Here is an 11833-nt window from a genome sequence, read left to right as displayed (position 1 = left end):
GGGCCACAACGTGGCGGGGCGGGGCGGTATTCCCGTGGCGGATGGCGCGCTGGACAAAGCGCTGCCGGGGCCTCGAGCCAATGCGCTGCCGGGATCCCGAGCCAGGTGCCGCCCGGCCCCGATCCGCCGGACGGCCCCTGACACCGGATGACACGGCGCTCGGCCTGCGGAACATGACAGGCGCTCGGTCTGTGCAACACCACATGGCGCTCGACCTGCGGAACGGGTCGGGCGCCATGACCATGCGTATATGCCGTACATAGGTCAGCCGTCGCCGCTGCCGCCGTCGTCGACGACGCTTTACCGGGCCCGCGGGCGGCCGCCTCGCGGTCCCGGGCGCCGGTGGCCGTGGCGTCGGCGGATCCTGGCGACGCTGCTGGCCCTGGTGGTGCTGGTGGTGACGGGCGGTGCCGCGCTCTACGGGTGGGCGGCGGAGCGGGTACGCCATGTGGGTGCGCTGGACGACTACGCCGGGCGGCCGGCTGCGGGCAAGGGGACGAACTGGCTGCTGGTCGGCTCCGACAGCCGCGCCGCGCTGACGCCCCGGCAGCGCAAGGACCTGCATGTCGGCAACAGCACCGTCCGCAACACCGACACCATCATGGTGCTGCACTCCGGCCGGCACGGCCCCTATCTGGTGAGCCTGCCCCGTGACAGCTTTGTCCGGGTGCCGGGGCACGGCCGGGCGAAGATCAACGAGGCGTATGCGGACGGCGGGCCCCGGCTGTTGACCCGTACGGTCGAGCGGGCGACGGGTTTGCGCATCGACCGCTATGCCGAAGTGAGCTTCCTGGGGTTTGTGCAGGTCGTGGACGCGCTGGGCGGGGTGCGGCCGTGTCTGGAGACGCCGCTGCGCGATGTGCGGTCGGGGGCGGATTTCGCGGCGGGCTGTCACCGCATGGACGGGCGGCAGGCGCTGGCGTTCGTACGGGCCCGTTACGCCGACCCGCGGGGTGACCTCGGACGGGTGAAGCGGCAGCGGCAACTGATCGGCGCGGTGGCGGACAAGATGCTGGCGCCGGGGGTGCTGCTCGATCCGTCCCGGCTGCTGCCGGTGGCCGGCGCCGGGCTCTCCGCGCTCGCCGTGGACAACGGGTCGGGGACGCCCGAACTGCTGGCCATGGCCTGGTCGATGAAGAAGGTCGCCGGGGGCGGCGGCGCGGCGGTCACCGTCCCGGTGGCGAGCCCCGGAGTGGCGATGGGCGGCGCCGGCGAGGTGCTGCTGTGGGACGAAAACGGGGCGCGCCGGCTGTTCGGCGCTTTGCGCGCCGATGTGGTGATTCCGACTTCTGGCGCCGATTGACGCATCCTTGTGCGGGAGAGGGGTGAAGTGTCGCGATAGGGCGGCTTCGGGCAGATCCAGAAAAGGGGCTTTGAGGGATGAGTACATCGGTTTCGCCTCACGGGTTCGAGACCGTACGAGGACGCGGTTACCGGCCGGAGGACGTCGATCGGCGCGTGGAGGGGCTCTCAATAGACCGTGACTCGTGCTGGGAGCGGGCGGCGCGGCTGACGGTGCTCTCCAACGAGATGGACGCGGAGCTGGCCCAGCTGCAGGAATATGTGGCGCAGCTGCCGCCGCAGACGTACGAGTGCCTGGGCGAGCAGGCCCGGCTGATCCTGACGACCGCTCAGTCGGAGGCCGAGCGACTGCGGGCCGCGGCGCACGGGGCGGCCGAGGAGGTCCGTGACGAGGCGCTGGGCTACGCCGACCAGGTGAAGGAGGCGGCGGAGGCGGCGGCGCGGGAGCTGCGGGCCCAGGCGGAGGAGCACGCCCGGCGCCTCGAGGAGGCGGCGCGGGCGGAGGCCGTCGCGCTGGCGGCAGCGGCGGCCGAGGACGCCGAGCAGTGGCGCGGCGAGGCGGCCGCCGTGCTCACCGATATGCGGCACCGCACCGAGCAGCTGTGGCACGAGCAGGAGGAGCGGCAGGCCGAGGAGTGGGATGCGGCCGGGCGTGAACTGGCGGTCCTGGAGGCGGAGGCGGGCCGGCGGGTCGCCGAACTGGACGCGCGCGCCGATGCCCTGCTGGCCGAGCGGCGGCGCACCCAGGCGGAGGCGGAGGAGGCCGCCCGGCACACCCAGGAGGACGCGGTCGACCAGGCGGCGGCGATCCTTGCCGAGGCCAAGGTGACGGCGGAACGGATCGAGCGCGGTACGGCGCGGATACTGCGCGAGCACGAGGAGGAGCGCACGGAGGTGCGGGCCCATATGGCGCACGTACGCAACAGCCTGGCGGCGCTGATGGGCAAGGACCCGGAGGAGCTGGAGGACGAGCCGCTGGAGCCGGAGCCGGAGCCGGAGCCGCAGCCGCCCCAGCCGCGCCCGCAGCCGAAGGCCGAGTCCGACGCCCCGGCCGGGTCTGCGGCCAGGGCGTCGGCGGGGTCCCCGGCCGAGCCGGACCGCCGCGACCCCGACGGCAGTGACCCCGACAACGAGGACACCCTGGAAACCGAGCTCCCCCGGCTGGAGGGCTGAGCCGGGCGCGCCCTACGTCGCCACGGCGCCGTCCACGCCGTCCTTCCCGCCACCGCCACCGCCACCGTCTCCGTTCTCGTCCCCCTCGCCGTCCCGCTCCCGCTGCGTACCGGCCTCCGCATGCACCGGGAAGCGCCGGGGCGCCAGCAGGAGCAGGGCGAGCACGGCGAGGGCGGCGGCCGCGGCGGCGCCGAGGTAGACGTGGTCGACGGTGGCGGCGACGGCGCGCCGCAGATAGTCGGTGGCGCGGGCGCCGAGGGCTCCGGCGTGTTCCAGGGCGTGCGAGACGGCGTCGAGGCCGGCGGGCAGGCCGTGGCGGATGGCGGCCGGGGCGTGCGCGAGCCGGTCGTTGAGGGTGGCGTTGGCGACGGCGCCGAAGAGGGCCGCGCCGAGGGACTGGCCGACCTGGCGGCAGAAGAGGACGGAGGCGGTGGCGGTGCCGCGCTCGGCGTAGCCGACGGACGACTGGACGCCGATGATCAGCGGCAGCTGGAAGAGTCCGAGGGCGGCACCGAGCGCCAGCATGATCAGGGCGGGCTGCCAGGCGGCCCCTGGATAGGGCAGCAGGGGGAAGGCGAGCAGGACCAGCGCGGCCGCACCCATCCCGAGGAGGGCGCAGTTGCGCATGCCGATGCGGCGGTAGACGTGGCTGCTGAGGGCCGCCGAGACCGGCCAGCTCAGGGTCATCGCGGAGAGCACGAAGCCGGCGGCCGTCGGGCCCAGGCCCAGGACCGCCTGGGCGTAGGTGGGCAGGAAGACGGTCGGGGCGACCATCAGCAGGCCCAGCGCGCCGAAGGCGAGGTTGACGGCCGAGATGGTGCGGCGGCGCCAGACCCAGCCGGGGATGATCGGCTCGGCGGCGTGCCGCTCGATCACCACCGTGGCCGCCGCGCACACCGCCGTACCGGCAAGGAGCAGCAGCGACGGCGTGGAGAGCCAGGGCCAGGCGACGCCGCCCTGGACGAGCGCGGTCAGCAGCAGCCCGCCGGTGGCGAAGATGGCGAGCGCGCCGGGCCAGTCGATGCGGGGGCGGGCGGTGCGTCCGGGTGCCCCCTCCCGCCTGTCCTCGAAGAAGTACCTGGTGATCAGCCACAGGGCCACCGCCCCCACCGGCACATTGACCAGAAAGATCCACCGCCAGTCGGCATACGTGGCGAACAGCCCGCCCAGCGTGGGCCCGGCGACCGCGGCGGTGGCCCACACCGAGGAGAGCTTGGCCTGGATCTTGGGGCGTTCCTTCATCGGGTAGAGGTCGGCGGCGATGGTCTGGACGGTGCCCTGGAGGGCGCCGCCGCCCAGGCCCTGGAGCACCCGGAAGGCGATCAGGGAGGCCATGTTCCAGGCGGCCGCGCAGGCCAGCGAGCCGACGAGGAAGAGCACGATGCCGGCGATCAGGACGGTCTTGCGGCCGAGTGTGTCGGAGAGCTTGCCGTAGACGGGCAGGGTGACGGTGACGGCGAGGAGATAGCCGGAGAAGAGCCAGGAGAAGACGGCGAAGCCGCCGAGATCGCCGACGATCTGCGGGACGGCGGTGGCGATGATCGTGGAGTCGAGGGCGGCCAGTGCCATGGCGAGCATCAGGGCGGCGACGACGGGCCCGCGCCGGGGCCTTGTGGCGCCGCCCTGCGCTATGTCCGCATCGCTGTCACGGCCACTGCCCCTCGTGGTGCCGCTCACCGGTCCCTCCGCCCCTCTTCCGGCCGTTGCATGTAGCCCACACCCTTCCATGCGGGACCGGTGCGCGGAACGGGCTTCTCGGTACGCGGACGGCCGGTCCCGCTCGGGCGGTGGCCGGGTGACGGGCGGGAGGGGCGCGTAGCTCGTTGAGGGGCGGTGGTCGGGTGACGGGCGGGAGGGGCGCGTAGCTCGTTGAGGGGCGGTGGTCGGGTGACGGGCGGGAGGGGCGCGTAGCTCGTTGAGGGGCGGTGGTCGGGTGACGGGCGGGCGTATGGTGGGCAACCCCGGCCCGTACCCACGTGTCGGGCTGCTCGCGTTGTTCGGTGCGCGGTGATCGTCTGCGGTCTCCTGCGCTCTCGCCTCCTGGGACGGAAGCCTTTTCATGAGCCTGACTGGTCTGCTCGACGCCGTCGTCCGTGACCCGGCGCTCGCCGAAGCGGTGCAGGCCGCGGCCGACGGCCACCGGCCGCATGTGGACCTGGTGGGGCCGCCCGCCGCCCGTCCGTTCACCGTGGCGGCGCTGGCCCGTGAGTCGGGCCGTCCGGTGCTCGCGGTGACCGCCACCGGGCGTGAGGCCGAGGACCTGGCGGCGGCGCTGCGCACGCTGATGCCGGCCGGTGAGGACAATGCCGTCGTCGAGTACCCGTCCTGGGAGACCCTGCCGCACGAGCGGCTCTCGCCGCGCTCGGACACCGTCGGCCGCCGCCTGGCGGTGCTGCGCCGGCTCGCCCACCCACAGCCGGACGACCCGACGGCGGGCCCCGTCTCGGTCGTTGTCGCGCCCATTCGCTCCGTACTCCAGCCGCAGGTCAAGGGGCTGGGCGACCTGGAGCCGGTGAGCTTGCGGACGGGCCAGAGCGCCGACCTGGAGGAGATCGTCGACGGGCTGGCGGCGGCCGCGTACGCGCGCGTCGAACTGGTCGAGAAGCGCGGCGAGTTCGCGGTGCGCGGCGGCATCCTGGACGTTTTCCCGCCCACCGAGGAGCACCCCCTGCGGGTCGAGTTCTGGGGCGACGACGTCGAGGAGATCCGCTACTTCAAGGTTGCCGACCAGCGGTCATTGGAAGTCGCCGAGCACGGCCTGTGGGCGCCGCCGTGCCGCGAGCTGCTGCTGACCGACGAGGTACGCGAGCGGGCCGCGGCGCTCGCCGAGCTCCACCCGGAGCTGGGCGAACTGCTCGGCAAGATCGCCGAGGGGATCGCCGTCGAGGGCATGGAGTCGCTGGCTCCGGTCCTGGTGGACGACATGGAGCTGCTCCTGGACGTCCTGCCGAAGGGCAGCATGGCGGTGGTCTGCGACCCGGAGCGGGTACGGACCCGGGCCGCCGACCTGGTGGCGACCAGCCAGGAGTTCCTCCAGGCGTCCTGGGCGGCCAGTGCCGGGGGCGGCGAGGCGCCGATCGATGTGGGCGCGGCCTCCCTGTGGGGCATCGCGGACGTCCGGGACCGGGCCCGCGAGCTGGGCATGATGTGGTGGTCGGTCTCGCCGTTCGCCGCCGACGAGGAACTCCGGCTCAACGGCGACACCCTCAAGCTCGGCATGCACGCCCCGGAGACCTACCGCGGCGACACCCAGCGGGCGCTGTCCGACACCAAGCAGTGGCTCGCCGACGGCTGGCGCACGGTCTTCGTCACCGAGGGCCACGGCCCCGCGGCCCGTACGGTCGAGGTGCTCGGCGGCGAGGGCATCGCCGCCCGCCTGGACGGCGACCTGGGCCAGATCTCGCCCTCCGTCGTGCATGTCTCCTGCGGCTCGATCGACAACGGCTTCATCGACCCCGGCCTCAAAATTGCCGTCCTCACCGAAACCGACCTCTCCGGCCAGAAGGCGGCCGGCAAGGACGCGGCCCGGATGCCGGCCCGCCGCCGCAAGACCATCGATCCGCTGACCCTCCAGGCCGGCGACTTCATCGTCCATGAGCAGCACGGCGTCGGCCGCTACATCGAGATGGTGCAGCGCACCGTCCAGGGCGCCACCCGCGAGTACCTCCTCGTCGAGTACGCGCCCGCCAAGCGCGGCCAGCCCGGCGACCGCCTCTACATCCCCACCGACCAGCTCGAGCAGGTCACCAAATACGTGGGCGGCGAGGCCCCGACCCTGCACCGTCTGGGCGGCGCCGACTGGACCAAGACCAAGGCGCGCGCCAAGAAGGCCGTCAAGGAGATCGCCGCCGACCTCATCAAGCTCTACTCCGCCCGGATGGCGGCCCCCGGCCACGTCTTCGGCCCGGACACCCCCTGGCAGCGCGAGCTGGAGGATGCCTTCCCGTACGCGGAGACCCCCGACCAGCTCACCACCATCGCCGAGGTCAAGGAGGACATGGAGAAGTCGGTCCCGATGGACCGTCTGATCTGCGGCGACGTCGGCTACGGCAAGACCGAGATCGCGGTCCGCGCCGCCTTCAAGGCCGTCCAGGACGGCAAGCAGGTCGCCGTCCTAGTCCCGACGACCCTCCTTGTCCAGCAGCACCACGGCACCTTCACCGAGCGCTACGGCCAGTTCCCGGTCAACGTCAGGGCGCTGTCCCGCTTCCAGACCGACACCGAGGCCAAGGCGACCCTGGAGGGCCTGCGGGAAGGCTCGGTCGACCTCGTCATCGGCACCCACCGCCTGTTCTCCGCCGAGACCAAGTTCAAGGACCTGGGCCTGGTCATCGTCGACGAGGAGCAGCGGTTCGGCGTCGAGCACAAGGAACAGCTGAAGAAGCTCCGCGCCAACGTGGACGTGCTGACCATGTCCGCCACCCCCATCCCTCGCACCCTGGAGATGGCGGTCACGGGCATCCGCGAGATGTCCACGATCACGACACCCCCCGAGGAGCGCCACCCGGTCCTGACCTTCGTCGGCCCCTACGAGCAGAAGCAGATCGGCGCCGCCATCCGCCGTGAACTCCTGCGCGAGGGCCAGGTCTTCTACATCCACAACCGCGTCGAGTCCATCGACCGCGCCGCCGCCCGGCTGCGCGAGATCGTCCCCGAGGCCCGCATCCAGACCGCCCACGGCCAGATGGGCGAGTCCCAGCTGGAGCAGGTCGTCGTCGACTTCTGGGAGAAGAAGTTCGACGTCCTGGTCTCGACGACGATCGTCGAATCGGGCATCGACATCTCCAACGCCAACACCCTCATCGTCGAGCGCGGCGACAACTTCGGCCTCTCCCAGCTCCACCAGCTGCGCGGCCGCGTCGGCCGGGGCCGCGACCGCGGCTACGCCTACTTCCTCTACCCGCCGGAGAAGCCGCTCACTGAGACCGCGCACGAGCGGCTGGCGACGATCGCCCAGCACACCGAGATGGGCGCGGGCATGTACGTCGCCATGAAGGACCTCGAGATCCGCGGTGCCGGAAACCTCCTCGGCGGCGAACAGTCCGGCCATATCGCGGGCGTCGGCTTCGACCTGTACGTACGGATGGTGGGCGAGGCGGTCGCCGACTACCGCGCCTCGCTGGAGGGCGGCGTCGAGGAGGAGCCCCCGCTCGAGGTCAAGATCGAACTTCCGGTGGACGCGCACGTCCCGCACGACTACGCGCCCGGCGAGCGCCTGCGCCTGCAGGCCTACCGCGCCATCGCCGCCGCCTCCACCGAGGAGGACATCGCCGCGGTCCGCGAGGAACTGACCGACCGCTACGGCAAGCTGCCCGAGCCGGTCGAGAACCTGCTCCTGGTCGCCGGGCTGCGGATGCTCGCCCGCTCCTGCGGCGTCTCGGACATCACCCTCCAGGGCTCCAACGTCCGCTTCGGCCCGGTGGAGCTGAGGGAATCGCAGGAGCTGCGCCTCAAGCGGCTGCATCCCCGCACGGTCCTCAAGCCGGCCACCAAGCAGGTCCTCGTACCCCGCCCGACGACGGGCAGGATCGGCGGCAAGCCGCTGGTGGGGCGGGAACTGCTGGCGTGGGTGGGGGAGTTCCTGACGACGATTCCCGGGTCGTGACCTCCTCCCTCACATGAATGTGGGGGATTCTCTCCCTGGCGCCCGTGGTGACGGTTTGCCTTGAGGTGGGTTCCTGGTTCCTCCCCACCTTGAGGTGGGGGTTGTGCGCTGTGCCGGGACGGATCCCGGTCTTACGTGCGCTCCGCAGGCTTATACCCGCGCCGTTACCGGTGCGGGGCCCCCGGACCGGAGGTGGGTGGTGCGCCCGCTGCCGGTCACGGTTCTTCGAGCCTTTGGCCTTGCGGGACAGGCGGCGCTGCTCACGGCGGAGTTTCTTCTCGGCCCTGCGCAGGAACGGCGGGGACCTGATCCGGGAGCCGTCCGCCATGACGGCGAAGTGGGTGAGGCCGAGGTCGATGCCCTGGTCGGTGTCGAGTGGGGGCAGGATCTCGTCCGCCGGGTCGGTCTCCACCACGAAGCTCGCGAAGTACCGGCCGGCCGCATCCTTGATCACCGTCACCGTGGACGGTACCGACGGCAGGGCCCGCGACCAGCGCGCCCGCACCGGGCCGATCTTCGGGAGGTTCAGCTTCCCGTCCGCAGTGACCGACCAGCGGGCGTGGGCGGTGAACCGCACTGCCTGCCGAGTACCCCTCTTCGATGTCATCCGCGGCTCGCGGGTCTTCGTTCCCTTGCGGCGGCCTGGGTGCCTTTCACACTGGCGAAGAAGTTGGTGTGCGCCACATCCAGGTCCCGCAGGGCCTGCTGCCGTACCACGGCGGACACCTCACCCAGCCACGCCCGCTCCGGTGTCTTCTTCGCCTCGGTGATGCATCGCTTCGACAGCTCCGCCGACCCCGGATACGGCATGCCCGCCGCAGGGGCATCCTGCCGCGCCCGAAGACAGTCGTTGAACACCACCCGCGCACAGCCGAACGCCCGGTTCCACGCCATGCGCTGTCCGGGGCCCGGCTCGATGCGGAAGGCGTAACGAAGCTGCACAACCGCGCCCGTACGACCGTTCGCCCGGGTCGCATACCCACAGACCAGCACCGGCAGATAATCGCCCCCTACCGCCCGTACTTGCGACTTCCGTGACGAAGCACCGTCACCACGTGATCACCAGTGCCCAGCTGAGACATACGGAAGAGGTCATGTGTACCTATCGGTGAACCTCCCGCCCGTTCGCCGGGTCCACAGGTGCAGCCCCGCGACCGACCGTCCACCTGTGCATCTTGGTTCCCGGTAGCCGTGGGCCCGGCCCTCAGCTCGCGGACGTCCGGTGGAACACCAGCAGGCCCCCGGCGTCGCCCAGCATGACGTACGTGGACCCGGGGTGGCGGGCGGCCGTGTCGGCGAGGGCCTGGCGGGGCGTGCGGTCGGTGGGGCGCTGGACGGCTATGTAGTCGGGGGAGATGCCGCGGGTGTCGCCCAGCCAGAAGACGCGGGTGCGGCCGGTGAGGCGGCTGATCGGCCGGATGTCGGCCTCCACGCTCGCGCCGTCGGGTATGCGCGCCAGCAGTCGCTCGGCGGCGGGCACGTCCGGCGGTATGCGGTAGGTGGCGGACTCGGTGAGCCGGGACAGCGGCAGCGTGGTGGTCAGCGCGAGCGCGGCGGCCGCTACGGCGGCCGGCAGATGGTGGGCGTACGCGCGCACCCAGGGGCGGGCGGAGACGCGGGCGCGCGGCAGGGCGTCGACCAGGGCGAGGAAAACCACCGGCATCAGGACGGCGTTGTAGTGCCAGTCGATGCCCCAGTAGTGCGGATCGTGCGAGAGGAACCGCCAGCCGAGGGTCGGCAGCGCGACCAGCAGGAGCGGGGAGCGCAGGGCGAGCAGCCCGGTGGTGGGGAGCAGGACCCAGAGCGTGGTGTGGAGGGCGGTGCCCAGGGGGATGCCGGGGGCCGCGCCGCCGTCGGCGCCGAGTTTGCTCCAGTAGTCGTACGAGCCGGAGCCGTTGAAGCCGGGGATGATCACGCCGAAGGTCAGCGCGGCGGCGGTGAGCCCGAAGACGACCAGGGCGACGGGCAGGGGCGCGGCCCGGCGCGTCCGGATCAGGACGAGCGCGCCGATCGCGGCGGCGGTGACCCCCAGGTCCTCCTTGACCAGCACCAGGGGCGCGGCCCAGCACACCGCCGCGGTCCAGCGCCCGCGCAGCACCGCTTCGAGGGCGAAGGCGAGCAGCGGCAGCGCAAAGGCTATTTCGTGGAAGTCGAAGTCGATGGCCTTCTGCACGCCCCAGGACAGGCCGTAGGCGAAGCCGACGGCCAGGCCGGGCAGCCGCCCCAGATGCCGGGCGGCGGCGCGGGTGACCGGGAACACGGACAGCGCGAACAGCGCGGCCTGCGCGAGGAGGAGGTTGAGCGGGGAGGGGAACAGCCGGTAGAGGGGGGCGAGGACGACCAGGACGGGGCTGAAGTGGTCGCCGAGGACGTTGGTGCCGGGCCCCTTGAGGTCGACGACCGGCGCCTGGAGATGGGCGTAGCCCCGTATCGCCTGCTCGAAAATGCCCAGGTCCCAGGACGAGTTGGACATCGTCAGGAAGCGGAAGACGGACAGCACGGCGAACGCGACGAAGAAGAACGCGGCGGTCCAGTACGGATCGAGGCGGGGCGCGCCCAGCCGGTGCGCGGTACGCCGCAGGCGCCGTAGGGAAGGGCGCAGGTGACCGGCGGCGGCGCGCGGTGCGTCGGTGGTCGCGGGGTCGGTGGCGGCGGCCTCGGGCGGGGGCCCGCTGTCGCCCGTGGCCGTTGCTGCGGCCGTGTCCATGGGGGTCCTCACTCTCGATTTCCGAAAAGATACTCGAAGCGGCGAACCGGACCGGACCGGGCGCCCACGCCGACGCCCACGCCCCGGATTGGACCCCGCCGTGCTACCCACCGCCCACCGCGCCCCGCTCCCCCCGGCTCCGGCCACCGCCACCGCGCCGGCCGCTCTGCTGACCCTCACCGGCTGCCTCCCCGGACAAACGCGCGGCGGCGGCGCGGTGCGCGGGCGGCGGGTGGGCGTCGGTGTCCTGGCCGGTGCTCTGGCGGCGGCGGTGCTCACCGGTTGCACGGGCGGGCCGACGGCCGACGGCACCGGGCCCGCCACGGGTACGTCGGGCGGCCACGGCGTCAGCCCGCTGAAGAATCCCGACGGCACGAAACGGGGCCTTGCCCCGATCACGGCGGAGTCCGACAAGGCGGCGGCGCGGCAGCTCATCGCGAAGGTGCGGACCGCCGGCCGGGGACCGAGGACCGGGTACGCCCGGGACAGGTTCGGCTACGCCTGGATGGACACGGCCGACGGGGTCCCACTGGCACGGAACGGGTGCGACACCCGAAACGATCTTCTCCGGCGCGATGGCCGGAACCTCCGCTTCCGCGCCGGCTCCGACTGCGTGGCCCTCGCCATGACCCTCCACGACCCGTACACCGGGAAGACCATCGAGTGGCGCAAGGAGAAGGCCGCCGAGGTACAGATAGATCACGTGGTGCCGCTGTCGTACAGCTGGCAGATGGGCTCGTCCCGCTGGCCGGTGAGCAAGCGCAAGCAGCTCGCCAACGACGTGCTCAATCTGATCCCGGTCCAGGGGCGGGCCAACTCCGCCAAAAGCGATGCGGGGCCCGCGTCCTGGCTGCCGCCGGACCAGCAGATCCGGTGCGCCTACGCGGTCCGGTTCGCCCAGGTCGCCCTCAAGTACGGGATGCCGGCCACTGCGCCGGACAAGCAGATGATGCTGCGCCAGTGCGGCGGCTGACGCGCGGCACGGGTGACCGGCCGAGCCGGTGAGGCACCCGCCCCACGGACAGCAGTCGGCCCGGAACCGCGGG

General features: G+C 72.5%; 6 protein-coding genes and 1 pseudogene. 4 read left to right on the top strand and 3 right to left on the bottom strand.

Annotated elements, in window-relative coordinates; all coding sequences use genetic code 11:
• The first annotated feature begins 250 nt into the window (after positions 1-250).
• Complete coding sequence (locus tag AB0D04_RS20385) at positions 251-1303, top strand: LCP family protein (RefSeq protein ID WP_362705023.1); 1053 nt, start codon at positions 251-253, stop codon at positions 1301-1303.
• Between the two features lie 155 nt (positions 1304-1458).
• Complete coding sequence (locus AB0D04_RS20380; protein ID WP_362705021.1) at positions 1459-2475, top strand: cellulose-binding protein; 1017 nt, start codon at positions 1459-1461, stop codon at positions 2473-2475.
• A gap of 12 nt (positions 2476-2487) precedes the next feature.
• Here the strand turns inward: AB0D04_RS20380 and AB0D04_RS20375 are convergent, their stop codons facing one another.
• Entirely contained in the window at positions 2488-4107 is a 1620-nt protein-coding gene (locus AB0D04_RS20375) for an MFS transporter (protein ID WP_362705134.1), read from the bottom strand.
• A 427-nt stretch (positions 4108-4534) separates the two neighbouring features.
• Between AB0D04_RS20375 and mfd the strand changes: the two genes are divergently transcribed.
• Positions 4535-8080 carry a transcription-repair coupling factor gene (gene mfd / locus AB0D04_RS20370; protein ID WP_362705019.1) on the top strand — a complete coding sequence of 1182 codons (3546 nt, stop codon included), beginning with the start codon at positions 4535-4537 and terminating at the stop codon, positions 8078-8080.
• A gap of 205 nt (positions 8081-8285) precedes the next feature.
• On the opposite strand, the pseudogene AB0D04_RS20365 reads toward mfd, so the two are convergent.
• Positions 8286-9022: pseudogene (locus AB0D04_RS20365) on the bottom strand (transposase); the annotation flags it as partial.
• Positions 9023-9284: 262 nt separating this feature from the next.
• Positions 9285-10787 carry a DUF2079 domain-containing protein gene (locus tag AB0D04_RS20360; RefSeq protein ID WP_362705016.1) on the bottom strand — a complete coding sequence of 501 codons (1503 nt, stop codon included), beginning with the start codon at positions 10785-10787 and terminating at the stop codon, positions 9285-9287.
• Between the two features lie 232 nt (positions 10788-11019).
• Between AB0D04_RS20360 and AB0D04_RS20355 the strand changes: the two genes are divergently transcribed.
• On the top strand, positions 11020-11760 hold the full coding sequence (locus AB0D04_RS20355; protein WP_362705131.1) for an HNH endonuclease family protein: 741 nt from the start codon (positions 11020-11022) through the stop codon (positions 11758-11760).
• The last annotated feature ends 73 nt before the right edge of the window (positions 11761-11833 follow it).

The organism is Streptomyces sp. NPDC048483, assembly GCF_040651455.1.
GTDB lineage: Bacteria > Actinomycetota > Actinomycetes > Streptomycetales > Streptomycetaceae > Streptomyces.
This window is presented reverse-complemented; position numbering and strand designations above follow the sequence as displayed.

Bases quoted from the DNA above. Each gene is read 5' to 3' on its own strand.
- AB0D04_RS20385 (WP_362705023.1), top strand. From the start codon at position 251: ATGCCGTACATAGGTCAGCCGTCGCCGCTGCCGCCGTCGTCGACGACG.
- mfd (WP_362705019.1), top strand. From the start codon at position 4,535: ATGAGCCTGACTGGTCTGCTCGACGCCGTCGTCCGTGACCCGGCGCTC.
- AB0D04_RS20360 (WP_362705016.1), bottom strand. From the start codon at position 10,787: ATGGACACGGCCGCAGCAACGGCCACGGGCGACAGCGGGCCCCCGCCC.